22 protein-coding genes and 5 pseudogenes are annotated in these 24,297 nt (G+C 63.7%); 18 read left to right on the top strand and 9 right to left on the bottom strand.

The annotated features are described in order from the left end of the window. A pseudogene (locus AC07RV_RS18920) lies at window positions 1-971 on the bottom strand (IS3 family transposase); the annotation flags it as partial. A gap of 42 nt (window positions 972-1,013) precedes the next feature. Between AC07RV_RS18920 and AC07RV_RS18915 the strand changes: the two are divergent. Beyond that, a pseudogene (locus tag AC07RV_RS18915) lies at window positions 1,014-1,629 on the top strand (IS5 family transposase); the annotation flags it as partial. A 590-nt stretch (window positions 1,630-2,219) separates the two neighbouring features. Here the strand turns inward: AC07RV_RS18915 and AC07RV_RS18910 are convergent. Then, window positions 2,220-4,367, bottom strand: a complete 2,148-nt coding sequence (locus AC07RV_RS18910; protein ID WP_431513410.1) for an amylo-alpha-1,6-glucosidase — start codon at window positions 4,365-4,367, stop codon at window positions 2,220-2,222. A 3-nt stretch (window positions 4,368-4,370) separates the two neighbouring features. Then, window positions 4,371-5,459 (bottom strand): glycosyltransferase family 4 protein, encoded by a 1,089-nt coding sequence (locus AC07RV_RS18905; RefSeq protein WP_395347454.1) that lies wholly within the window; start codon window positions 5,457-5,459, stop codon window positions 4,371-4,373. 52 nt (window positions 5,460-5,511) lie between these two features. On the opposite strand from AC07RV_RS18905, the gene AC07RV_RS18900 reads away from it, so the two are divergent. The 5 genes from AC07RV_RS18900 to AC07RV_RS18880 all read left to right on the top strand — a co-directional run bounded on the left by AC07RV_RS18900 (window position 5,512) and on the right by AC07RV_RS18880 (window position 10,176). Then, complete coding sequence (locus AC07RV_RS18900) at window positions 5,512-6,315, top strand: diguanylate cyclase (RefSeq protein ID WP_444813995.1); 804 nt, start codon at window positions 5,512-5,514, stop codon at window positions 6,313-6,315. A gap of 168 nt (window positions 6,316-6,483) precedes the next feature. Continuing rightward, window positions 6,484-6,804 (top strand): co-chaperone GroES, encoded by a 321-nt coding sequence (locus tag AC07RV_RS18895; RefSeq protein ID WP_395345075.1) that lies wholly within the window; start codon window positions 6,484-6,486, stop codon window positions 6,802-6,804. A gap of 60 nt (window positions 6,805-6,864) precedes the next feature. Continuing rightward, window positions 6,865-8,487 (top strand): chaperonin GroEL, encoded by a 1,623-nt coding sequence (groL, locus tag AC07RV_RS18890; RefSeq protein WP_395345073.1) that lies wholly within the window; start codon window positions 6,865-6,867, stop codon window positions 8,485-8,487. 583 nt (window positions 8,488-9,070) lie between these two features. Further along, on the top strand, window positions 9,071-9,496 hold the full coding sequence (locus tag AC07RV_RS18885) for an SDR family NAD(P)-dependent oxidoreductase (RefSeq protein ID WP_431513409.1): 426 nt from the start codon (window positions 9,071-9,073) through the stop codon (window positions 9,494-9,496). Window positions 9,497-9,975: 479 nt separating this feature from the next. Then, entirely contained in the window at window positions 9,976-10,176 is a 201-nt protein-coding gene (locus tag AC07RV_RS18880) for a YqaE/Pmp3 family membrane protein (RefSeq protein WP_395345069.1), read from the top strand. Between the two features lie 391 nt (window positions 10,177-10,567). On the opposite strand, the gene AC07RV_RS18875 is transcribed toward AC07RV_RS18880, so the two are convergent. Beyond that, window positions 10,568-11,104 (bottom strand): helix-turn-helix domain-containing protein, encoded by a 537-nt coding sequence (locus AC07RV_RS18875; protein WP_444813993.1) that lies wholly within the window; start codon window positions 11,102-11,104, stop codon window positions 10,568-10,570. Between the two features lie 225 nt (window positions 11,105-11,329). Here AC07RV_RS18875 and AC07RV_RS18870 point away from each other — a divergent pair, with 225 nt between their 5' ends. The 9 genes and pseudogenes from AC07RV_RS18870 (at window position 11,330) to AC07RV_RS18830 (ending at window position 14,321) form a co-directional block, all read left to right on the top strand. Beyond that, on the top strand, window positions 11,330-11,566 hold the full coding sequence (locus tag AC07RV_RS18870; protein WP_395345067.1) for a helix-turn-helix domain-containing protein: 237 nt from the start codon (window positions 11,330-11,332) through the stop codon (window positions 11,564-11,566). A gap of 81 nt (window positions 11,567-11,647) precedes the next feature. Further along, window positions 11,648-12,064: pseudogene (locus AC07RV_RS18865) on the top strand (transposase); the annotation flags it as partial. A gap of 109 nt (window positions 12,065-12,173) precedes the next feature. Then, window positions 12,174-12,455, top strand: a complete 282-nt coding sequence (locus tag AC07RV_RS18860) for a hypothetical protein (protein ID WP_395345065.1) — start codon at window positions 12,174-12,176, stop codon at window positions 12,453-12,455. Between the two features lie 22 nt (window positions 12,456-12,477). Next, window positions 12,478-12,687 carry a hypothetical protein gene (locus AC07RV_RS18855; RefSeq protein ID WP_395345063.1) on the top strand — a complete coding sequence of 70 codons (210 nt, stop codon included), beginning with the start codon at window positions 12,478-12,480 and terminating at the stop codon, window positions 12,685-12,687. A gap of 26 nt (window positions 12,688-12,713) precedes the next feature. Then, a complete protein-coding gene (locus AC07RV_RS18850) occupies window positions 12,714-12,950 on the top strand; it encodes a hypothetical protein (protein WP_395345061.1) in 237 nt (78 codons plus the stop codon). Continuing rightward, entirely contained in the window at window positions 12,947-13,246 is a 300-nt protein-coding gene (locus AC07RV_RS18845) for a hypothetical protein (RefSeq protein WP_395345059.1), read from the top strand. The genes AC07RV_RS18850 and AC07RV_RS18845 overlap by 4 nt, the downstream gene beginning before the upstream one ends. Window positions 13,247-13,465: 219 nt before the next feature. After that, window positions 13,466-13,705, top strand: coding sequence for a hypothetical protein (locus tag AC07RV_RS18840; RefSeq protein ID WP_395345057.1), 240 nt, complete (start codon window positions 13,466-13,468; stop codon window positions 13,703-13,705). A 19-nt stretch (window positions 13,706-13,724) separates the two neighbouring features. Beyond that, entirely contained in the window at window positions 13,725-13,928 is a 204-nt protein-coding gene (locus AC07RV_RS18835) for a BrnA antitoxin family protein (RefSeq protein ID WP_395345055.1), read from the top strand. Window positions 13,929-13,961: 33 nt separating this feature from the next. Continuing rightward, entirely contained in the window at window positions 13,962-14,321 is a 360-nt protein-coding gene (locus AC07RV_RS18830) for an Arc family DNA-binding protein (RefSeq protein WP_444813992.1), read from the top strand. A 1,757-nt stretch (window positions 14,322-16,078) separates the two neighbouring features. Here AC07RV_RS18830 and AC07RV_RS18825 read toward each other — a convergent pair. Beyond that, window positions 16,079-16,411, bottom strand: a complete 333-nt coding sequence (locus AC07RV_RS18825) for a hypothetical protein (RefSeq protein ID WP_395345049.1) — start codon at window positions 16,409-16,411, stop codon at window positions 16,079-16,081. A gap of 735 nt (window positions 16,412-17,146) precedes the next feature. Here AC07RV_RS18825 and AC07RV_RS18820 point away from each other — a divergent pair. The 3 genes and pseudogenes from AC07RV_RS18820 to AC07RV_RS18810 form a co-directional block, all read left to right on the top strand. Further along, a pseudogene (locus AC07RV_RS18820) lies at window positions 17,147-17,377 on the top strand (IS30 family transposase); the annotation flags it as partial. Between the two features lie 92 nt (window positions 17,378-17,469). Further along, window positions 17,470-18,393: pseudogene (locus tag AC07RV_RS18815) on the top strand (IS481 family transposase). Between the two features lie 747 nt (window positions 18,394-19,140). Further along, window positions 19,141-19,491 carry a hypothetical protein gene (locus AC07RV_RS18810; protein WP_203208102.1) on the top strand — a complete coding sequence of 117 codons (351 nt, stop codon included), beginning with the start codon at window positions 19,141-19,143 and terminating at the stop codon, window positions 19,489-19,491. 45 nt (window positions 19,492-19,536) lie between these two features. Here AC07RV_RS18810 and AC07RV_RS18805 read toward each other — a convergent pair whose 3' ends face one another. From AC07RV_RS18805 to AC07RV_RS18790, 4 genes are read right to left on the bottom strand one after another with little or no spacing between them, the layout of a single operon-like run. Continuing rightward, on the bottom strand, window positions 19,537-20,463 hold the full coding sequence (locus tag AC07RV_RS18805) for an ABC transporter permease (protein ID WP_444813991.1): 927 nt from the start codon (window positions 20,461-20,463) through the stop codon (window positions 19,537-19,539). Next, the gene (locus AC07RV_RS18800; RefSeq protein ID WP_444813990.1) at window positions 20,460-21,542 is read right to left on the bottom strand and encodes an ABC transporter permease; all 1,083 of its coding nucleotides are present in this window, start codon (window positions 21,540-21,542) and stop codon (window positions 20,460-20,462) included. The genes AC07RV_RS18805 and AC07RV_RS18800 overlap by 4 nt, the downstream gene beginning before the upstream one ends. Continuing rightward, a complete protein-coding gene (locus AC07RV_RS18795; RefSeq protein ID WP_444813989.1) occupies window positions 21,539-23,185 on the bottom strand; it encodes an ABC transporter ATP-binding protein in 1,647 nt (548 codons plus the stop codon). The genes AC07RV_RS18800 and AC07RV_RS18795 overlap by 4 nt, the downstream gene beginning before the upstream one ends. After that, window positions 23,185-24,168 carry a BMP family protein gene (locus tag AC07RV_RS18790; RefSeq protein WP_208509504.1) on the bottom strand — a complete coding sequence of 328 codons (984 nt, stop codon included), beginning with the start codon at window positions 24,166-24,168 and terminating at the stop codon, window positions 23,185-23,187. The genes AC07RV_RS18795 and AC07RV_RS18790 overlap by 1 nt, the downstream gene beginning before the upstream one ends. Window positions 24,169-24,297: the final 129 nt, after the last annotated feature.

The following is a 24,297-nucleotide window of genomic DNA, read 5'->3' as shown; positions in this document are numbered from 1 at the left end:
CTTCTGCATCCAACCCGCAGGTCGGCCCATAGAAACCTCCTTGATTGAAGGTGTTGCGACGACCGGTTGAATCCACCTTGGCTTCCCTGGTCAGAGTGATGCAGCAACGCGACCGGCTTGCCCCGGCGCCACACTGCCATCATCAGCGCATCGGCAACGAGCTGCGTGGTCATGCTGTCCTGCATCGACCAGTCGACGATGCGACGCGAGTACAGGTCGAGTACCGCAGCGGCATATAGCCAGCCCTCGGCCGTCCGGATGTACGTGAAGTCGGCCACCCACTTCTGGTTGGGCGCACCAGCCTGGACTGGCGGTCCAACACGTTGTCGGCGATAGCGCTGCGCTGGCCTCGGTCCTGCGGCAAGCCTCGACGTCGCGGCCTCGCGCGCAGGGCCTGCTCACGCATGAGCCGCTCAATGCGGTGCAATCCGCATCGCTGACCCAGTGCCAGCACGTCATGCCACACGCGCCGAGACCATAGGTGCGGTCGCTGCTCAGGAAGCTCTGACGCACCAGGCTGCCGAGCACCTCGTCTTCCAGACTGCGTTGGCCTCGGGGCCTGCTGAGCCACGCATAGAAGCCGCTTCGCGAGACACCGAGCGCCTCACACATCATTGCCAACGGCCACGTCCCTCGGTGTTTCGCAACGAAGCCGAACTTCACATCGACTCCTTGGCGAAGTAGGCCACCGCTTTTTTCGACAGGTCACGCTCCATGCGCAGCTTGACGTTCTCCTTCCTCAAATGCTCCAGCTCAGCCTGTTCGGGTTTCATCGCGCCCTGACCAGGAAACGCCTGCTGCGGGTCCGCTGTCGCCTCACGTACCCATTTGCGCAGCACGTTCTCATGCACATCGAGGTCGGGTGCAGCCTGCGCCACCGACTCGCCTCGCTCCTTCACCAGCTTGACTGCCTCAAGCTTGAACTCTCGGCTGATTGCCTTCTCATTCCCATGAGCCACCTCCGGTTTCATCTTCCACCTTAACAAGGTGTCTTTGAAACGGCAGCAGCCTAGTTCGAGGAAATCAATGCGCACCTCGCCGAGCAAGGGTGCTGATGCGCGCCCGCACGATCGTGGCCGCGACCATCTTCACTGCGCCCAGCTCGACGAAGAATGAGGGCAAGACGCGCGACCCGGAGATGCAGCAGGCCAAGAAGGCCAAACGCCTGGCAGTTTGGCATGAAGAGCGATATCGGCGTGGACGCCGACTCGGGGCTGGTGCGTTCGGTGATCGGCACGGCTGCCAACGCGGCCGACGCTAGCCAGGCCGGCGCGCTGCTGCGCGACGACGAGCAGCATGCTCTCGGCGATGCGGGCTACCGCGGCGAGGACGGGCGCGAAGAAGCCCGAGGCCCGCGCTGGCATGTGGCGATGCAGCCGGGCAAGCGGCGAAGGTTGGACCTCACGCGCAAGTGGCACGGATGCCGGAGCAGGCCGAGCAGTTGAAGGCCAGCGGGCGTGCGAAGGCCGAGCCTCCGTTCCATGTCGTGAAGAACTTGTTCCGGCACAGAAGGTGCGATACAAGGGTCTGGCAAAGAACGAGGCGCATCTCATCAGCCTGTTCGGGCTGACCAACCCGGTCATCGCAAAGAGACGATTGCTGGCCTTGCATACCCGAGGTGTGTCTTGAAAGCGACAACAGCCTCGAAAGAGGCTCCAGACGTTGCGACAAGGGCCCTTGCGGTGCTTTGGAGCGCGTCGAAGTCGCCGCAGCGTTGCAGGCCGTTCTCAGCGTGCACGATGCGGCTCATAGATCAATGTGTACCTAGAAGCGGTCGGTGTCCGGGAGACATCTCTTCGGAACCCAGATCTCGGTTCCGATCGGAACCTCCGCACTTGATGCGCTTGGAAGGACGCAGGTCCACCGAGGCTCCAAAGGCGCTGGAGAGAAAAAGGCACGTTCGATTCTGAGCGTTGCGATCGAGACTTCCCCGTTGGGCAAACGCAGCTCGACCTGAGGCGCCTCCGGCCCTGCGTACTCGTCGATTCTCGGACAAGGAACGACAACCAACCCGCGCCAGAAATCTGAAAAGAATCTTTAATCGTCAAGAGTTTGCGCATCGCTGGCACCCCGATTTAAGGTATCGATGGCTTCCTTGCGCCGATCATAGCGGGCCCACCCGTCGACCACTCGTCTCGATCGTCCAGCGCTGCGGTACGTTCAGATCCCAGCGCATCACGGGCGCCCTTGAGCTGCGCTCGTGAGCGCCGGTACTTGTCTTAGATTCGCAGGTTTATTTCAAGTTTCGAAGCCTCTGAGCGGTTCTCCGCATTGACAACGACACCCTCTTTTCCAATGCGCTCGAAGTGCAGGTCTATGCAGCTCTCGCCGACTTTCAGCTCCAGCAGGTGCAACTGATCGATGTCGGTCGGAAGGCGTGGATGAACGATTTCCAACGTGTTGCGGATTGCGTCCACTCTCAAACCGAGGCAAGCTTGCAGCAACATGAAGACCGCGCCCGCAGCCCAGGCCTGCGGCAAACAGGCAACCGGATAAGCCACGGGCGCTTGCCCCGGTTGCCTCTCGAACCCGCAGAACAACTCAGGCAGCCGCATTCCGAAATGCGAGGCCGCTTCGAACAGGTTGTCCACAATGCGAGCCACACCCACGCGCTCGCCGTAGCGCGCCATGCCCGCCGCGCATAGAGCCAGGTCGTGTGGCCACACCGAGCCGTTGTGATACGACATCGGATTGAAGCGCACGGCTTCCAGCGGCAGGGTTCGAATGCCCCAACCGCACTCGAACGCCGGCGACAGCAAGCCTCGCGTGATTGCAGCAGCCCGATCGGGCGTCGGCACGCCGGCAAACAGCAGGTGCCCAACGTTCGACGATCGCACTGCGCATGGCCGATTGCCACTGTCGATCGCCAGCGCGTAGAACTGCTGAGTCGGCAGCCAGAATTCGCGCTCGATGGCCGACGCGATCTGGACCGATCGTTGACGCCAATGGCTGGCGCGCGGATCTGCGCGCAGTTCCGCCAGGGTAGCCATCGCGAGGAAAGCGGCATAGGCGTAGCCCTGCACCTCCACCAGAGCGATGGGGCCTTCTGGCGAGCTGCCATCCGCATGGAAGATCGAATCATGGCTGTCCTTCCAGCCTTGATTCGACAAGCCGCTGCTTTCGCCGCGCTGGTAGGCGAGCAATCCTGCGGGGTGCCGCGCCATGCTGCGCTCCATCCATTCGCTGGCCGCTATCAACGCAGGCCATATCCCATCAATGGCTTGTGCGTCGCCGGTGCGCTGCATGTAAGCACCCGCCAATGCAACAAAGAGCGGGGTGGTATCGACGCCGCCGTAGTATTGGCCGAAAGGCAGCTCTTCGACCGCCGCCATTTCGCCCCTGCGCGTCTCGTGCATTATTTTTCCTGGCTCAGCGTCGCGAAAACTGGAGGTCTGTTGTGCCTGACGCGCGGCAAGAAACCTTAGTACTCCTAGCGCCAGTGCAGGATCGATCCATAGTGTCTGAAAGGCTGTGACGATGGCGTCGCGCCCAAACGGCGTGGAGAACCATGGGATGCCTGCATAGGGATAGGGCCCCGTCGCCATGTCGGTCGTGAGCAGAGCGAGGTCTGCACGCGACCTGTCGAGCCAACTCTGGAAAAGACGCCCGGACGCGTGCAGGCGTGATCCACGGCGCTGGCGCGCACGCATCCGCCAGCGAGCCTGCACCCCGGCCTTCCGGAAACGGTCGGCGCTCACCAGCGCCGGTTCGGTACCCACTTCGATATACAGCGTCCACGCGCCGCGCGCAGACAGGTTGGCCTCGAACATCGCAGACTGTGCGTCCAGATGCTGCGCCGGTTCTGAGAAATCGATGCACGCGCGGCGCAGCACCGCGTCCAGGCCGCGGTACTCAAGCATGATGCCCCGGGCGCCGATCTCAGGCGGGCCGAATTCGCCGCGCTGTGCACGCACCTGCCCGCGCACCTCGAACATGTCCCGGAAATCTGCCGCAATGCGCAAGGCCAGCGGCACGCGCGCGGGCTGGTCGCTGTAGTTGACGAGGCGCAGGCGCTCGAACATCCTCGCTCCCCACAGAAAGCGCTTGCGCTCCAAGTGGATCACACCTTGCGGCGTCGAGGTGGACCCGAGCACGGGCAGCGGCCGATTGGTGAGGTTGGCGGTGAAGTAAACGTTGTCGCTGCTCACGCCACTGGACAGCAGCGACGGGCGAGTTCCGTCCAGCCTTAGCGCGAAAGCCGATAGCATCCGGGTGTCGTGATGGAACAGGCCGTCGACGCCGCCACCTATATCGCCATGGGCGTCCATCACGAGGTAGGTGTCAGCTTCCTTCAGGACAAAGGCATGCTGCACCGCGCGCTCGGGCGCGGCCTCGACCTGATCGTTGGCGAATGTCTCACTGCTCATGGATCATGCGAACTCGCTGCAAAGCGCGGTCTCTTGCGCGATGGCGCCGCCGCTGCTGTGTTTCTGGTCCGTGAGGCGGCGGTACTGCGCCACATAGGCGCTGGCCATCGCGCGGGCCGAGAAGCGAACGTCGAAGGCTTCGCGCACGAGGCGCCGGTCGAGCCGGTCGACCGCATGCACCGCGGCCACGGCCTGGTCCAGGTCCTCCACAATGAGGCCGCTGGTGCCGTCATCGATGACCTCGGGCACCGACCCGCAGCGCCAGCCGATCACCGGGGTGCCGCAGGCCATGGCCTCGATCATCACCAGCCCGAAGGGTTCAGGCCAGTCGATGGGGAACAGCAGCGCGCGGGCGCCGCCGAGAAACGCCGACTTCTCGGCATCGCCAATCTCGCCCACGAACTCGACCCAGGGGTTGTCGCGCAGCAGCGGCTGGATGACTTGCTCGAAATAGGTCGCATCGGCCGCATCCACCTTGGCCGCAATCTTCAACGGCAGCCCTGCCCTGCGGGCAATCTCGATGGCGCGGTCGGGCCGCTTTTCCGGCGAGATGCGGCCAAGGAACGCCAGGTAGTCACCGCTTCGGGGCTCGAAGCGGTAGGTCGACGCATCAAGTCCGTGGGGCACGGTGGCCAGCCAGTTGGCGAACGGCAGCGGCTTGCGCTGGTGTCGCGAGATTGATACCAGCGGATAGCGGTTCCAGCGACGATAGACCACCGGCAGGTCGACGATGTCGAGGCGCCCGTGCAACGTAGTGATCGTGCGCTGTGCCATGTCCTCGAAGAAGGGAAAGTGCAGCAGGTCGACATGGAAGTGCAACACATCGAACTCGCGTGCGCGCTGCCGCAGTTCGCCCAGCATGTGCAGATGGCTTGCGAGATCCGACTTCAGCGGGGCCGGATCGAGGCGCAGTGCCTGCGCACGCATCGGCGCGAGTTCGGCGCGTGTGCAAGTGTCGGCGGAAGCAAAGAGGGTGACCTCGTGGCCGAGGTCCACCAAGGCGTTGACCAGGTGGCAGACGACACGTTCGGTCCCGCCATAGAGCCGCGGAGGCACGGCTTCGTAGAGAGGCGCGATCTGCGCGATCTTCATCGTCAAGACAATCTCCTCGAAAGGGAATGAATAAACAAGGATGAGGGCGAAGATGGAAGGCACGCTTCCGGAGCGGAATATGGCCGCAGGAGCCGCACTTTTCAAGAGCCCCGTGTTGTGGAAACCTCGGCGCTGCCGGACATTCAAAAGCGGTCCGGTTGTTGGATTCGTTGTTGTTTTTGTGGAGGTACGGATGAACCTTTTCGAAACCGTCACAGCGCATTCGGCTGCAATGCGCCTGCCGCTTTATGCGGTGACGGTCACGAGCGTCGCGCGGCACCCTGACGCAGCCTTGCTGTCGCTGCACTGGCATGGCTTCCTGCGGCAAACGCCGCTGAAGATGCCAGGTGTGGAACTGCCGCGGCGGCCGGTGCCCCTGTCGATCGCCAGGCTCGATATATCCGGCGAGCGCCCCGACACGCTTGAGCAGGCGCTGCTCGAAGCCGCCTGGCAACTCGGCGCATGGGACCTGGAGCGCATAGTACGGCCGCCCTGGTGGCGGCTGGGCGCGCCGGCAACCGAAGTCAGCGAGGCCCTGCGTGCCTTCGGCTATGCCGACGAGGAGGATGCCGCAGCGGGCAACGGTGGCGCGGGCGAGCACGCGGTGGCGCAGGCGTCCGACCGCGACCAGATGCTGCGCGAGGCCAGCCGCCGCGGCTATGTGCGCTGGCTGTTCAGACCGCGTAAGGGCGGCATCTGGTCCGCCATTCCGGAAGACGCCGACGACACGCTCGACAGCTCGGGCGGGCGCACGCTGCCGTGCCCTGTGGTCCCCGGCCTCGCAAGCGGCCCGGGGCCGCAGCGAATCGTGTACCGCCTCGGGCACGCGAACGTACCGGTCCTGGGGTCCGGCTGAAAACAATAGTCACAAAAAAACCGCGGCCGCGACCTCTTGAACACGCGCGCCGAAGCCCATAGCTCTCGCACGCCGGCGCCTGCACGCCGGCGAGAGAAGCGGAATCATCGCGCCGCCCCCGGGTGGCGTGTGTTCCATTGATGACCTTTATCGCTTAGGAGATCGAACATGAAACTTCATCCTCTTTACGACCGAGTGATCGTCAAACGAATCGAGCAGCAGCGGCAGACAGCCTCCGGCATCGTGATCCCGGATTCGGCCGCCGAGAAGCCCGAGCAAGGCGAAGTGGTCGGCGTGGGCCAGGGGAGGCTGCTTGCTGACGGCACGCTTCGTCCGTTGCATCTGAAGGCCGGCGATCGAGTGCTTTTTGGCAAGTACTCAGGCCAGACCGTCAAGATCGACGACGAGGAACTGCTGGTGCTGCGGGAGGACGATGTCCTTGCCGTCGTTGAGGCGCCGGAACGCAGCAGCCTCAAACGCGTGGCCTGAAAAAGCCGCGAGTGCGAGTCTATTTCATGAACAGTTGAGTCAAGAAGGAGCAATCGAAAAATGACTGCCAAAGACGTTCAGTTTCACGACAATGCCCGCCAGCGCATCGTCGCGGGCGTGAACATCCTTGCCGACGCCGTGAAAGTCACGTTGGGGCCGAAGGGCCGCAACGTGCTGCTCGAGCGCAGCTACGGCGCGCCGGTCATCACGAAAGACGGGGTGTCGGTCGCCAAGGAAATCGAGCTTGCCGACAAGTTCGAGAACATGGGCGCGCAGATCGTCAAGCAGGTCGCCTCCAAGACCGCCGACGTGGCGGGCGACGGCACCACTACTGCTACGGTGCTAGCGCAAGCCATCGTCCAGGAGGGCATGAAGCACGTGGCCTCGGGCATGAACCCGATGGACCTGAAGCGCGGCATCGACAAGGCCACGGCCGCAGTGCTCGACGAGCTGCACAACCTCTCCAAGCCCATCTCTACCGGCAAGGAAATCGCGCAAGTGGCAGCACTGTCCGCCAATTCGGACGAAGCCATCGGCAAGATCATTGCCGACGCGATGGAGAAGGTCGGCAAGGAAGGCGTGATCACCGTGGAAGACGGCAAGTCGCTCGACAACGAACTCGACGTGGTCGAGGGCATGCAGTTCGACCGCGGATACCTGAGCCCTTACTTCATCAACGATCCCGAGAAGCAGGTCGCGCACCTCGAAGATCCGTTCGTGCTGCTGCACGACAAGAAAATCTCCAACATCCGCGAGCTGTTGCCGGTGCTCGAAGCCGCCGCCAAGGCTAGCAAGCCGCTGATGATCATCGCCGAGGAGGTTGAGGGAGAGGCGCTCGCGACGCTGGTGGTCAACTCGATGCGCGGCGTGCTGAAGGTGGCGGCCGTGAAGGCGCCAGGTTTTGGCGATCGCCGCAAGGCAATGCTCGAGGATATCGCGGTGCTCACCGGTGCCACGGTGATATCCGAGGAAACCGGCAAGCAACTCGACAAAGCTACGCTAGAAGACCTCGGTCGTGCCAAGCGCATCGAGGTGCAAAAGGAGAACACCATCATCATCGACGGCGGCGGCGATCAGCAGCGCATCGATGCGCGCGTGAAGTCGATTCAGGCCCAGATCGAGCAGGCCACGAGCGACTACGACCGCGAGAAACTGCAGGAGCGTGTTGCCAAGCTCGCGGGCGGCGTGGCGGTAATTCGCGTGGGCGCGGCCACCGAGGTCGAGATGAAGGAGAAGAAAGACCGCGTCGACGACGCGCTGCACGCCACGCGAGCGGCGGTGGCCGAGGGGATCGTGCCTGGGGGCGGCGTCGCGCTGCTGCGCGCGCGCGCCGCGATCTCCGGGCTCAAGGGCGCCAACAGCGACCAGGACGCCGGTATCCGCATCGCGCTGCGCGCGCTTGAAGCACCGCTGCGTGCCATCGTCGCGAATGCAGGTGTGGAACCCTCGGTGGTGGTGGCCAAGGTGCTCGAAGGCAAGGGAAATCACGGGTACGACGCCGCGACCGGCGAATACGGCGACTTGGTTGAACTCGGCGTGGTCGATCCGACCAAAGTCACGCGAACAGCGCTGCAGAACGCGGCGTCGATCGCTGGGTTGATTCTCACGACCGACGCAACGGTCGCGGAAATGCCCAAGCCGCAAAAGGCGTCCGCTGCGCCTCCCGGTGGCATGGACCTCTAAGTCCGTTCAGGGTAAGCCACGGCGCAGCGAATTCGATGCGCCGTGTGCCGCCGACGTCTGGGAAGAAGCGCGACGATTGGTAACCAACAAGAGCATGTTCTTTCGCGCAGGCTCGCCAGCGTCGCAGGCGCGTGCGGCTGCGCAGCGCCGATCCGACGGCCACTTTCTGCCTATCAAGGGCCGAGAAGCTCTTGACGCAAGAGAACGCCACGGGCAACTCATAAGTCCCGAGATTGCATCGCCGGATAGCGGAACAATGCGGACGCGATCGCCGAATCGGCGCGCGAGATCGCCCAGCATCGCTTGGTGCGCCACGAGGTATCAACGCATCCGGCTCCCATGGCCGGTGCGACGGCAACACCTGCGCCGCCGACAGTGCCAGTGGCTGCTTCAAAGCCGTGACAGCCCCGATCGTCTGCGACCATGGCGACGACGGCAGTGTGAAGCGCGTCTTCGAGCGTGTGCACGATGAGCAAAACGCAGCGATCGGCATCCTGGTGAACAACGTGTTTGCGGCCCCGTCTCATATGCCAACGTCCCCTTCTGCGAACTCGAAGACGGCCTTTGGGAAGACCTGCTGCGCGTGGGACAGCGCTCGCACTACATTGCCAGCCGCAAGGGACTGATCGTCAATACCTCTTCGGGCGGCGCTGTGCGCTACACGTTCGGCGTGCCCTTTGGTGTCCAGAAGGCCGGCGTCGACAAGATGGCCAAGGACATGGCTCACGACCTCAAGCCCTTCAACGTCGCCGCGGTCGTGATCTGGCCCGGCTTTGTCAATAGCGAGAAGTTCCTCGCTCAGCCGGATCGGGTCCCAGCACCACTGGCCAAGCGGATCATGGAAAGCGTCAAGTCGTCCGAGTTCGCGAGGCGGGCAGTGGTCGGCCTGGCGGCCGATCCAGCGATCATGGAAAAGAGCGGTCGACTGCAATTGGTTGCAGAACTGGCGCAGGAGTACGGGTTCACGGACACCGACGGCAGGATGCCCTCCGCGCCCTCGCGGGTCTGATCATCGGGGGAGGCGTGATGGACGGCTCGGGCTGGGCCAAACCGCAGAACGCCTTCGAGAGCCAGTCAGGCCAGATTTTAGGGCAGGCTTGGCTGTCTATCAGCTGATCGCTGGATCGCGCAGAGCTGAGGTGGACGGCGGCGGAAATCGGCACGAGGCTCGCTCGTCCGAGAGGCTCAAGCGGGTGGGTTCCATCGGATCGACGATCAGCCGGTCATGGGAGCGTGAGCGATGCGCAGTCAAGCCACGCTGGCGTCGCGATTTTGGTGTGATGCTATGGCCCGCCTCATGCGGCTTTCAGCGCGCGACTGCCTGGAACCTGTGGGCCGCATTCAAGCCGTGCTAAGGCCCTCTCGCGATCTACGCCGGAGATGCCGACCACTGGCACCCCGGTGGGTGGATAGATCGTGAGGAGAAGCTATGGTCGGCCGGCCAGTCCTTTGGCAGGATCATGTCTAGACCAACCACGGAGAAACATCTTGCGTCTCATCCTGGCCATCCTTCTTCCCTTCGTCGCCTTCTTCACGATCGGCCGTCCGATCGCCGGCATCATCTGTTTGATCTTGCAGATCACCCTAATCGGCTGGCTTCCGGCTGCGATCTGGGCGGTGTATGCGCTGAGTCAGTACAAAACGGATCGCAAGATTGAGAAGGCTCTGAGCACGCGCCGGAACTTCTGAGAAGCGACTGCTAGGCGCGCCTCAAAGCGAGGCCGCTCTTGCCCACCAGACGCCTGAGCTACAACAACCCGACTTCGCGCGCTGGTCTACAGGCGGCGGACTTTTTGTTTTGCGCTTCGCATGACTTCAGTAACGCTGTCGCCGGCTCGGGACCTACAGTTCGGCATGCCGAACTGTCACAAGCGATGCGAAGACTGGATAAGGACCACGCCCACAGGCTTGAAAGAGTTCCGCTGCGCCTGCACTAGCGATCGTCAGCGAGCAAAGAGCCGCGGGCAGGCGGTTGTCGAGCGGAGTGCAGGAGCTCTTGACCACGGACGCCTCAGAAGCCGCAGCGATTTTCTGACGAGACGTACCTTGAGCGTCGGACTGCGCGATCAATGACTTAATTTCAGTCGCGCAGAGCTAGCAGCACAGACAGGTATGACACCGGGCCGCTGTCGACTGCTTCGATACCATGCGGCGAAGTTGCGTCGAACAGCAGGGAGTCTCCAGCTCCCACCGACACCGTTTTATTGCCACAACGATACGCAATCCGACCAGAGAGGAAAAACAGGAACTTCACACCTGGATGCTGAAGCGTAATGCAGGGCTCGGCATCGGGTAAGAGAGTGACAAGGTAGGGCTCGGCGAACAGATTACCCGACAAGAGGTGACCAAGCAGCTCATACCTATAGTTTGAATCGGCACCAATCCGTTCAACCGCAAGGCCGCGCCCAGCTGGCACGTGGCAGAAGTCCATGCGGCGACCTTGGTCACTCAGCAAGCGTGACACCGGCACGCGCAAGCCCTCGGCAATCCGATCTAAGGTCTCTACCGAAGGCGAAACCAAACCACGTTCCACGCGCGAGAGCAACGAAGCTGAGATTCCCGCCAGCTTCGCCAGACTGCTCGCGGGCGTGCCTGATGCCATGCGCAGCGTCTTCACGTGGGCCCCTATACGCGATGCGGACAGGCTGCGCTCAGCGGGTACGGACTCTCGCTTGGTGACGCTCGTCACCGAAGCAGGAAGCCGCACGGCTCGTTCGCTAGGAAAAGGAGAGTTCATCGCCCGGCTTTTCATGTTACGTATTCGTCTTGGAAAACTTCATTGCATCAAGCCGTCAGTCTAGTCTGTTTACGACTATTCCGAAAAGGACTTAACGATTGATGAATGTCGGTTTCTCTCTACGATGCCAAATATGAAAAGCTTCGAGTTCTCATGCGCGCCTTGCGCGTAGATGCTGGCCTTACGCAAGAGCAATTGGCAGCTTCTTTGCGCACTGGACAGTCATATATTTCGAAGATTGAGCGTGGCGAAAATTTTGTGGATGTATTGTTGTTTTCGCGCTGGTGCTCCGTCTGCGGAGTTAAGCCCGGGGATACTTTGGACAGATTTCTCGCCAGCTGAGCTGCAGATTCACCTAGGGAAGGTCTGAACAAGAGCACGTTTCTTGCATGAGGGACTGAACCCTGCAAAGGAGCACGAGCGATGAGCCAGATCAGTTTTGCGGATGCGGAGCATGCGGGCAAGAGGAAGAAGACAAGGCGCGAAGTCTTCCTTGCCGAAATGGAACTGGTGGTGCCATGGAAAGCGCTGCTCAAAGTCATCGTGCCCACTTTCCAGTGGCAGGCCGAGGCCGTCGGCCCTACCCGTTGCAAGCCATGCTGCGCGTGCACCTGATGCAGAACTGGTTCGCCCCTGAGCGACCCGGCGATGGAAGAAGCGCTATATGAGATCGCCTCGCTGCGCACGCTCGCCGGACTCGGCCTGGAGGCGATCCCCGATGAGACGACCATCCTGAGCTTCTGCCACCGGCTGGAAGCCAGCGATCTGGCCGAAGACATCTTCAAGCAGGTCAACGCCCACCTGGCCAGAAGCCCTCTACCCGGTCCTCAAGGCACGATCTCCCCAAGAAGTCGCGCGGGAGCACTACGAGCAGCCCGAAGCCTGAGCTGCCTCACACGCCGGCACCGCAGACTTGGCTAGCCTTCGAAGAAGATGTGCCGTTCTAACCATGAAAGACGTCGAATACTTCACCTTCATGCTGCCGCCGGACATCTGGCGGAGAAAGTCGCGGCCGTCGGATCGAAAGATGACCTTGGAAGAAGGCCCGCGGTACTACCCTGGCGCTACGCCCATGCTCGAAACCCGCGAGGTGCGCCGCCTACCCGAGACTGCGGAAGAGATGGAGCGCAACCAGCTAAGGCACAAGGGCAGGACAAAGACACCTGAAGAAGGGAAGTTGCAAGCATGGCTCGTCTCCCGCATCGGCATGAAGAGCGAAAAGCTCGGATAGTGCGACCCTCGAGAATCGAACCATGCAAGCTGAATTCTTTTCCTCCGAGACCACCATCCTCCGCACGCCGATCTGGTACAGCACCGAAGCCCACGACGAAACCGAGCTGCCGCTGGCGCCCGGCGACTACAAGGTGACGCCCGGCCCGCGCTGGACTGTGACTTCGCTCAAGGACGCCGCCATCGTCTACGAAGGCATCGGCCCGGTGGAGATCCGCCGCAGCGCGAGGTGAGCGGCATGGCGTCCCTGTACCTCTCGATGACCGAGAAACTCGTGGCGCACTGGAGGGCTAAGAGCAACACCTACCCGAAGAAATTCATCCTCACGCCGGCACAGCACAAGGAGTACGAGCGGCTGCGCGTCATCGGCAGCTTTCCGCCGACCGACAGCATGGTGCACATGGGTGTGCCAATCGAGCTTGCCGAGGGCACGCCCGGCGTAATGGTGGCAGCCGACGGCGACGAGGTTTCGCTACTCGGCACCTCCGACACATGAAGACTGATGAGCTCGCCGGCGTAGCCCTCAATGCTTGGATCGCCGAAGCCCTGGGCGAGATAGCCGGCACCGACTACGTCAACGAGTGGCCGGCCTTCGAGCGCTTGCTCGAACGCGAGGCCATCCACGTCGCACCCATGCCTGGAAGGAACTGGCAGTGGTGCGCGATCGTGGTCGGAAAGCCTGGTGGGCGGCTGCCCGAGGGCCGAGGCCCCTGGCTTGAGGGCGTGACGCCGCGGGCTGCCGTTGGCCGCGCCGTCGTGGCCGCTCGCTACGGAGCGGAAGTGCCCGATTGACGTGCGCGCCGCGCTTCGTCCGCGCCAACCCTAGCACGAGCCGCCTGCTCCTGGCGCTCTACGATCGGGGGCAGCCCCGCCTCGAGAGTGGGTCAACTGCCGAACATCAGCGCTCGTCGCGCGCGTCCCGGATACCGCCCGCGGACTTGAGCGCCTGGCGATCTCGCCCTTGGCCTCCTTTACTGTTGTCAGCCGCGGCGGCAGTAACATGCCTTGTACATGCCCAAGGCCACGCGCACCGCCAAGCAACTGCAACAGATGCTGATTCAACGAATCGAGGCTCAGCCTGGCCTTCGCGGCCGGCAAACCGACGTCTACCGCGACGGAGTGATCGGCGTCCCGTCGGAGGATGGCGGCCCAAACTGGACGGTTCGAGTTATCACCGACCGCGGCAACCATCGCGGCGATATCGCGCAAATCATCCGCAGGCTGCAGGGGCAGTACGACCTTAAAGACTGACACGCAACAGAAAGACGATATGACGGAAGACGATCAGAGCCCTACCCTGCGCCTCGATCCCGACGTGCTGGCCGCGCTGGAGGCCACCGGTCCGGGCTGGCAGGCGCTCGCGAACACCGCCCTCCGCAAGGCCTTCATCGAGAGGGTTGCTAACGACCCAGGGAGCGGGCTGGACTTGTTCGAGATCCCGGCCTGGGTGCGACCGAAGCCGGCCGACAAGTAGCCCGCGCGGCGCGCTCACAGAAGATTTCGGCCAATGAGCGAAAGACGCCCCGTCCGGACGGGCGACAGGCATGACCTCAAGTTGCCGGACGGCATGCGTGAGCGGTTCAAGCGTTCCGCGACCCTGTCTGGGCGAACCCTCAACGCCGAACTGATACATCGCCTTCAGGCTACGCTTGACGGCACTTACGGTCTTCCCCTCCCCTCCGAGATCCTCGAGATGCTTAAAGCCGCAGCCCGGGAGACCGGCCGCTCCCTTGAAGACGAGGGCTACGTTCGCCTGTTAGACAGCCTAAACGGTTGGTCCGAAGTGCAGACGCTGAGACGCGACCTTGACGAAGCGCATGCGGCCCTAGCGCGCTTGAACGCCCTGAACCGTGAGAACAGGCGATAGAGCTTCTACGCGCAGCCGGGGCTAGACGTAGAGGGGCCTCGCGGACGGACGAGGCCTGTTATGGCAGATAGGTCACAACTTGATAAAATTGATCTTCGTCATGTTTGTCGCGAAACAATTGATGTAACGTTCGCGCTACTGCCGCGGAAATGACCATTTTTCAGGCTTAAATTACACCATAGACTATCTCGGTCGTGTCGAGGGGCGTGGGTGGATGCGCTTGTTTCCTGATCGTCGGCTGTACCAATGCGTGAACTGCCAGAAGCTCCAACTTCTGCCTGAGGAGGCAGTCAACAAGGCGAAGGCAGAATATGCCGCACGCAGATCCGTGCTGTGCCGACGCGCGCGCCCACGGCCCACCTAATCCCTGTCTACGGCGCAGCCGGCTCGCTCGCGGCGATGCCCGCCGTGTATGCGGCGTCAGCGAAGCGCCCAACTCGACAAGAGCCGCTTCACTCCCACTGAACAGGTCGACGAGCAAATCGAAGGCGGCTGTGGCTGGGTCCGTCAGACGCCGGCGCTTGATGGAGGCTCGCCGCCGTGCCCCAACCGCCGGGATAGACCTTCACGGTAGAGCAACCCCGCCGAACTCGCGCGCGGATCCTGAGCGGGAGGGGGCCCTGCAGGACAGAGCTCGACATCGCCCAACTCGGTTCGGCAATCCCCTCCTCCTGACGGAAGGTCGAAATCACTCGGCCGAACCATCTCGATCTGTCCCATCTGTGTCTCATCGACACGCCTGAGCCACTCCTCGGGCGTTGGCTGACGCAACCGCTCCTCAGCGGATAAACGCTGGACCCTTGCGATCTTCGCTTGCGGGGAGGGCATGCACATTGTTTTACCGCCCTGAGACGACAGCTTTTGTAGTCAAAATTCGACAAAGCGCGATGTTGGCTCTGCGCATGGCTCAGCGCCGACGTCCTCAATGGGCTCCTGTAAGCCGGTGGATTCCCTCAGGCGCATCGAAGCAGTCCATTCCCGATGGAGGTTCGCGACCTGCTGATCTTCGGAGTGCTGCAGTGCCGGTAGCGGCAGAGTTGATTGGGGCCGACCTGACGCCGCCAGAGGATGGAGGTGTGGAACGGCCCGGTAATGTCCTTCGCATCACGCCGTTGCCGAGTTAGCGCTTCCCCCCGACGTAGCGATGAAGTCACCGCTCGACTAACGTGCGGGCGGCTGGTCGAGCTTGATAAACCCTCGCACTGGGTCGCCGTCGCCCCACAATTCGAACAGCAGTCCGTCCGCTCGTTTGCGCAGTGCCTCGATGTCTCGGACTTGAGGGAGTCCAGTGCGCGTCATCGCGGCGTGAACGGCGGCTTCTGCAACTGCCCACGCTTCGTAGCGTCGCTCAAATTCTTCTGCGTCCACGTGATGCCCTCCGCGCTGGAATGCGCCGACATATCCTGCATGGAGCGAAAGACTTGTGCGAGCGGGCATACCCTCCCGCCCTTTTGGGGGAGCCCCTGGAAACATAACGAAGAGAAACGCGGAGGACGACTAACAGAATCCCGGCGCTGGCACGAGGAAGCCCCTCTCGCGGCCGTGGCCCGGGGAGCGCTGGGACCGCATGGCAGGCCCCAGAAATCTAGGCGGCCGGCGGTGTGGTGGCACGCGCATCGGCCAAACCTCAACATGTGCCAGCCATAGCAAACACGTTGTGGCTGGAACCATTATCTACGCAGCCACCTCGACACCTTGGCCGACACGCAAGCATTTAGGCTGAACCTTCCGCAACGCCGACGGGAGGTGACTGAGAACTATTCCACCAAATTTTGCAAAAAAACTGCGGCGATCATCGCGGCCGCTCGCCTGTCTTTCAGCACATCGGCGACGCACATTTGCGGCTGGTCGTCATATGAGAGGTCGCGGAGTTCGACCAAGTAGTGCAGGACCAATTCTTTGTCTGTCTTGACGCTCTCACCTGGGGCAAGCAGCCAGTTCTCCACCTCGCGGCGATACGCTGGGCGAAATGCCGCTTGGACGGGGCGCTTCACGCGGCCGGTATCTCCGGTTTGAACCGCCAGGTCGAACTGACGGGATATGTTCCCCAAGAGCTGCGGCCGCCCGAAGGGCGACGAAAGATTTTTCACACCGTCTCTCGTTGGTTCTCCGACGAGCCAGATTCACTTAACGCTCGTCTTCCTGCGTCGGTGATTCGGAAGATCACTACGGGTCGCGTACCCATAGCATCTACCGTCGGCAGGTGCGCCTTGATCATGGCTGCTGCCTCCAACACGATCGCATTCCGAACGTCTTTCTCGTCTTGGATGACAAGCGGGAGGGAGGCACGCTCGATACGACGAAGCAAATCTATCGGCATTCTTTGTTACTCCCGAGTTGCACAGCGCGAAGTCTCGAAGTCCAGAATGTGACTTCAAAGTTTCGAAACAGACTGTACGACCAGGATTTAACAGTGTGGAGACGAAAGTCAAAAACCCACCAGCATCAGTGGGGTTAACCACTAGCTTCCGAGCCACACAGCATGACCGTCCTGACACCCTGCGCATGCACTAACGACCACCTTAGTCGCGTCGAGACGCTGCGTTGGACGGTCCAAAATACACTCGGCAGGTAACTCACTGGTGACTTCTTACTTCGTCGAGGTCCAAGGTGAGCCATGTTCCTGTACGTCGGCCACGTCACGCCGCGAAAGATTCAGAGCGCCTTGATGGTGACCAAACCCGACCGACAAGCAGCAAGCGCCGTCTTCAACGCGACCATGCGGGGAAACTTGCCCAAGACGCCTTGACCGTCTGCAGGCGGCGGCGGATTCAACCGGTCAACGCAACACAATAACCACGGCTGAGGCAGAAGGAGTGTTGCAGATGAAGTATTGGACGCGAACCCACTACACGGACGCCCAGAAGGCATTGATGTGGGAGCGCTGGAAGGAAGGCTGGACTCTGCATCAGATCGGCCATCTGTTCGACCGACCTCACACCTCGATCCACACCATCCTGTCGAAGACCGGTGGCATTCGACCACTGGACCGGCGGCGCAGCGCGAAGGCGCTGACCCTGGCGGAGCGAGAAGAGATCTCTCGTGCTCTAGTTGCGAAGGCCCCATAGGTGTTTCGGGTGTTCACCCGGAGAAGTTTTGAGAGACTGGAAATCGCCAAACCCCCAATCCACTCAAGACCCCGACCCGGATGAACACCCATAAGAATGCCCGATTGACGTACCTGCGGCGCCTGGAGATGGTTCAGGACATCACTGAACGTGGCGTCAGCGCATCAGATGCTGCCGCCTCGCACGGCGTCAGCGCCGTCACGGCCCGTAAATGGCTGGCGCGCTACCTGGTCGATGGTGCGGCAGGCCTGCTGGACAAGTCTTCGCGCCCCGAGAATTCGCCCCGCTCCATCGAACCTCATGTCGCTCTGGCCATTGTCGAGTTGCGGCGCAAGTTCTTCTTGCAGGCACGCATCGCTTCCTAAATGGGCGTATCCCGAGCCACCGTCAGTCGCGTGCTGCGTCGTGCCGGACTGTCGAGATTGAGTGACCTGCGCCCGGACGAGCCTGTGCAACGCTACGAGCGAGACAACCCTTGTGAGCTGCTGCACATCGACATCAAGAAGCTGGGGCGCTTCGACAAGGTCGGCCACCGCATCACCGGTAACCGCACTCAGCGTGCGCGCAGCGTTGGCTGGGACTTCGTCTTCGTTGCCGTGGACGACCACAGCCGCTTGGCCTTTACGCAGGTGCATCCCGACGAGACCAAGTTCAGCGCCGAAGCGTTCCTGCGGGCCGCGGTAGGCTACTTCGCAAGCATGGGTGTGCAGATCCAGCGGGTGTTGACCGACAACGGCATGTCGTTTCGCTCTGGGCTGTTCGCCGAAGCGTGCCTCGAGTTGGGCATCGGGCAGAAGTTCACCGGGGCGTATCGCCCGCAGACCAACGGCAAGGCCGAGCGCTTCATCCAGTCGGCCCTGCGCGAGTGGGCCTACGGGCACGCCTACGCGAACTCAGCCCAGCGCTGTGAGGCTCTGCCTGTGTGGAACCACTTCTATAACTGGCACCGGCCGCACCACGGCATCAACCTCGCCGTGCCCGTCTCACGTCTCTCGATGTCTTGAAAGAACCTCTTGATACTTCACAGGATCAAAATTCCAAGTCAAGCTTTCCAACCCGATGGACAAGCTTAGTCGGCGGCCTTCGCCACGGATGTCGGAAAGGATGCCGACAGGCGCAGCCCGGATCTTGAACAGGAGACCCCTTGTGCTGTACTCGGAGGCACACGTAAACCGAAGCGCGAGCCTTAGATTCCCTCAGGACTCGCGCATACGCCAAAAGCGGTCGTGGTGAACCGCCCCGGCGCCAGCAGCGCCGTGGGAGCGCGCTACGTCGCTCAGGCCAAGACCTGCCCGAACTGGCGAAGCTGTCGCACGAAAGGCCCTACAGCCTGAGCTTCTGCACGACGGGCGTCAGCGGGCTGAACCACCTCCAGCTCGAGATGTTCAAGAGCCTGGTGGTCAAGATGAAGACCGGGACCGCGCTCAACGTGATTCACTTTCCCTACCAACGGCGCGGCACAAGCCCTCACCGCGCTGAAGGCCGGCGAGGTGCAGGGCTGCGCGCTGCCCTACAGCACCTTTGAACTGCATGTTCTTTCATCCGTAAGTCCTTTTCGTTTGCTCACAAGTGAGTGGGAGGTGAACGGCAATGGTTGCCCAGAAATGCGCGAAGGATCGCAAACACCGCAGCAGGGCCTCGCGGCGCAGTGACATTTGGGAACGTTCTTCACCGTCGCGATGTGCGCAGTATCGGGTCGCCGTCCGTTGGAAGCGCATCACGGCGATTCCCGCCCTCTGGAGTTGAAACAAATGATTCTCTCGCGAACCGTCTTCAAGCTTGCCGCCGCAGGCCTCGTTGCCGCTGGCGCCCTGACCGTCGCCGCAACGGCCAACGCCGACACCAGCTGGTCCGTCGGCATCAACGTCCCCGGCGTGGTCGTGAACGAGCCGGCCCCCGTCTACACCTATCCGGCGCCGACCTACTACCAGGCTCCGCGCCCGGTCTACTCCGTTCCGCCGCCCGTCTACTACGAGCCGGCCGCGCGCTGGGAGGAACGTCGCGCCGAACGCTGGGAAGAGCGCCGTGCCGAGCGTCGCGAATGGCGCCGCCGCCAGTGGGAGCGCGAGCAGTACCACCGCTACTACGAGAATCGCGACTGAGGTCGGCGGCCTCGCGTGCAGGGCCGCCTCCTCCGCACCTGCGCTTCAGCCCTGCGCGGGCAATGGCTTCGTGAGCGCTGCGGGCGCGACCTGTCGACCGACCAGCCCGCCCACCGCCAGCAGCGCGAGCACGTAGGGCAAGGCGATCAGCAGGGCGCTGGGCACCTCGATGCCCATCGCAGGAAGCTGGAACTGCAGCGCAGTGGCGGCTCCGAAGAGACAGCAGGCCATCACGGTCCGGCCGAGGCGCCAGTTGCCGAAGATCACCGCCGCGATCGCCAGGTAGCCGGCGCCGCCGGTCATGCCTTCCGTGAAGGTGTGGATGTCACCGATCGACAGGAAGCAGCCCGCCAGCGCGGACATGAAGCCGGTGAACAGCACAGCGCCGTACCGGATGCGGCTCACCTTCAACCCCGAATGGCTCGCCGCCTGCGGCGACGTGCCCGCGGCATGGATCGCCAGGCCGAGCGCAGTGGCGCGCATCACCCAGCCCACCAACACGATCAGCACGATGGCGGCATAGAGCAGCCATGCCTGCCGGAAGACCTGCTCGCCCAGGTGCGGAATCTCCGACAGGCCGGGTGGCGCCCACTTGTCCAGGCCCGGGATCTCGGCGCGCGAGCGGCTGCCGAAGATCGCCCGGTAACCCAGGGTGGTCGCGCCGAGCACCAGGATGTTGATGCCGATGCCGGTGACGATCTGGTTGGCGCGCAGCGTGATGCTCAGAAAGGCCTGCAGCCACGCGATGGGCAGCACGCACAGCACGCCGCAGAGCAGGCCGAGCAACGGCGAGCCGGTGGCCCATGATGCGGTGGCGCCTGCAAAGGCGCCGGCCAGCATGAGGCCCTCCACGCTCATGTTGAGCACGCCGGCCCGTTCGCTCATGAGCTCGCCGGTGGCGGCGAGCAGCAGCGGCGCGGCGAGCCGGATGCTCGAGCCGACGAAGACGGCGGCCAGTTCGGGATCGATCATTTGCGTCGCGCCTCCATGCGCTGGATGCCGATGGCTGCCCCGGCGAGCGTCACGATGATGAGACCCTGGATCACCACGACCAGGGCGGTAGGCACTTGCGCCACCATTTCCATGTTGATCCCGCCCGAACGCAGGAAGCCGAAGAGCAGCGAGCCCGCAACCACGCCGGTCGCGCTGCCGCGTGCGAGCAGGCCCACCACCAGGCCGTCGAAGCCGTAGCCCGACGAGAAACCGGCCTTGAGCGTGTACTGCTCGCCCTGCAGCATCAAGGCGCCGGCAAGTCCGCCGAAGGCGCCGGCTGCGCAGAGCGCGCCGATGGCGAGGCGGTCGATGGGCATGCCGGCGCGGCGAGCCGCGCGCGGGTTCAGGCCGGTTGCGCGCAGCTGCAGTCCCGTCACCGTGCGGTTGAGCAGCAGCGCCACCGCCACCGCCAGCACCACCCCGATCAGCAGGCCGACGTGCAGCGGCGTACCCGCATCGCCGGTGAGTAGCGGCAGCTGGGTCGCCGCCGGAATCTCCAGCGACTCGGGCAGCGTCGCGCTGCTCGTCATCGGCCGGCGCAGCAGGTGCTCGGACTGCACGCTGCCGTACACCATCCAGATGGCGATGAAGGAAAGCAGCAAGGTCGCGATGACCTCGTTGGTGCCCATCTTGACGCGCAGGACGCCGGCGATGCCGCCCCAGAACGCGCCCGCCGCGCAGGCGCCGAGCATAGGAACGATGAAGGCCAGCCCCCACGGCAGCTGCGCCACTGGTGGCCACAGCGCGAGCGCCGTGGCCGTGATGCCGCCAACGGCAATCTGCCCTTCTCCGCCCACGTTCGTGAGGTTTGCGCGCTCGGCCAGGATGAAACCCAGGCCGACCAGCATGAGCACCAGCGCACGGTTGATCGAGGCAGCCAGCGCATAGGACGAGCCCCAGGCGCCGTCCGCGAACGCGGCGACCGCATCGCCCACGGGCACGCCGAGCGCGGCGATCAGCAAGGCACCGACGCCAAAGGCCAGCAGCACGGCGGCTGCGGAGACCTGCAGCGCAGGGGTCGGCCTGAGCCGCGACCAGGCAAGTACAGGACCGCTCATGGGGCGACCTCCTCTGCAACATCTTCCTTGTCACGGTGCCCGGCCATCCAGGCACCGATGCGCGCGCGGTCCGCGCCCGCCGTGGGGCATGTGCCCATCACCCGGCCCCGGTAGAGCACCAGCACGCGGTCGGCGACGCTCAGCAATTCGTCGAGCTCCGACGAGATGAGCAGCACGCCGACCCCGCGGTCCGCGGCGGCCCGGATGTGGCCGTAGACGGCCTCGACCGCGCCGACATCCAGGCCGCGCGTGGGCTGCGCCGCCAGCAGGAAGCGCAGGCCCTCGAGCGTGAGCTCGCGCGCGAGCACCGCCTTCTGCTGGTTGCCGCCGGAAAGGCCTCCGAACGGCACGTCGGGGCTGGCGGCGCGCACGTCGTAGCACTGCATGAGGTCCAGCGCCTCGCGGCGCATGGCCGCGCGGTCGAGGAGGCCGAAGCGCCGGAACCGGTCCAGGCGGTCGAGCATGATGTTCTCTGCGACGTTCATGCCTGTCACGCAGGCCAGCGCGTGCCGGTCTTCGGGCACCACGCCGCAGCCCGCGGCGCTGAGCTGGCGCGGCGTGGCGCGCGTCATGTCCTCGCCGCAAACGAAATAGCGCCCCTCGGTGGGACGCAGCATTCCCGAAAGCACCGCGCCCAGCTCGCCCTGGCCATTGCCCTCGACGCCGGCGATGGCCACGATCTCGCCCGGCTCCACCACCAGGGTGAAGTTGTCCAGGCGCACCACGCCATCGACGTCGCGCACGGTGAGGCCGTCGGCCAGCAGCGCTGCCTCGCGCGTCGGGCTGCCCGGTGCCGGCCGGGACGCACGAGACGCCCGTACCGGCGCGACGGCAGGCGCCTGCAGGTCGCGCTGGATCATCGCGCGCACCAGCGCGTCGATATCCTGTGCGGGCGCGTCCGAGCGCGCCACCACGCGGCCGCCGCGCAGGACGGTCGCACGCCGCGCAACGCGCTGGATCTCGGCCAGCTTGTGGGTGACCAGCACCACGCCGCAGCCCTGCTGCGCCACGCGCGTACACACCGAGAGCAATGCCTCGATCTCCTGCGGCAGCAACACGGCGGTGGGTTCGTCGAGCACCAGCAGGCGCGGCTCGCGCACCAGGCACTTCACGATTTCCACGCGCTGGCGCTCGCCCACCGACAGGTCCTGCACCTTCGCATGCGGATCGAGCGCGAGCCCGTAGCGCTCCCGCATCGCGGCGATACGCGCCGCGCCGGCCTTGCGGTCGAGCACGCCGCGCACCTGGCCGAGCAGCAGGTTGTCGAGCACCGTCATGTCGGGCACGAGGCTGAAATGCTGGTGGACCATCGCGATGCCGTGCGAAAGGGCATCCGCCGGCGAGCGCGGGCGAAACGCCTCGCCGGCCAGCGTCATCTCGCCCGCGTCCGCGGCGTGCACGCCGAAGACGAGATTGCACAGCGTGGACTTGCCGGCGCCGTTCTCGCCCAGCAGGCAGTGGACCTCGCCGGGATGGAGCGCCAGCGAGACGTCCTGCAGCGCCTGCAGCGCACCGAAGCGCTTGGACAGCCCCTCCAGCTTCAGCAGCGGCGCGGCGGCCGGCGTTGCGGCGAACCCCGGGCCGCCGTCGCTGATGCCGTCACCGAGGCCGTCACCGAGGTCGATGGCGTGGCGCTCGCGCATCAACCCTCCAGCACCTTGATCTTGCCGGACAGGATGTCCTTCTTGATCTGCTCGAGCTTGGCCTTCTGTTCGTCGGTCGCCCCGCAGATGACCATGTCCGATGCGTTCGGCCCCATGGCCAGTCCGAAGGGCTTGTAGCCGGCCTTCCAGGTACCGCCGACGGCCTCCTTGATGGCGTACTGCACCTGATAGCCGACGCCGGTGATGCTGTAGGCGGGATAGAGCGGATCGGTGCCGCAGCGGTTGGTGTAGCTGCCGATGATCTTCGTGCCCTTCTCCTTGGCCGCCTGCTCCATGCCGCGCAGGCCGAGGTTCAGGATGTGATAGTGCATGTCGGCGCCCTGCGCGATGGCCGCCAGCGTGGCTTCCTTGGCCTTGGCCACGTTGTCGAAGTCGCCGGTGTAGTTCTCGAAGTACTTGATGCCGGGCTTGATGTACCTGGCGCCGTTGCCGAACTCCTTGCCGGCATTGACGATGGAAGGGATCTCCATGCCGCCCACATAGCTCACGGCCCCGTTCTTCGAGAGCATCGCGGCGGCGGCGCCCGCGACGAAGGCGATCTCGGCCTGCTTGACGTCGTAGCCGGCCACGTTGGCCGTCTCCTCGGCCTTGTTGCCGCCGACGATCGAGAAGTGCGTTTTGGGGAAGCGCTTGGCCACCTTGAGCACGGCGGCCTGGGTCTGGCCGCCGACGCCGATCACGAGCGCGTTCTTGCTGGCCAGGTTGGTCAGGGCCTGCTCCATGTCGGCGTAGTTGATGTTCTCGATCATCTGCACCTTGATCCTGGCGCCGTACTCCTTCTGTGCGGCCACGAGTCCGTCGTAGCCGGACTCCATCCATCCCTTGTCCGACTTGGACCCGGGAATGAGGATGCCGACCGCGAGCGGATCCGCGGCCGAGGCCGGCAGGCTCAGCACGAGGGCGGTGAAGGCGCTGACGCCTGCGAGGACGGCGGCGCGGCGGGAGGGAGACGGAATCTGCATGGCATGCCTTTCGCTAGTTGGAGGGTTAAGTAACTAATCAATTACTTACCGACAACGCATCGCAATAACAGTGCCAGTGAATTCGCCGACTTTTTGCCGCATATCGGTGCGGCGACCACAACGAATGCA

Source organism: Variovorax sp. GW821-FHT09B01 (genome assembly GCF_059418345.1).
Note: the sequence above shows the minus strand (reverse complement) of the source record. Positions and strands in the feature narration are given on the sequence as shown.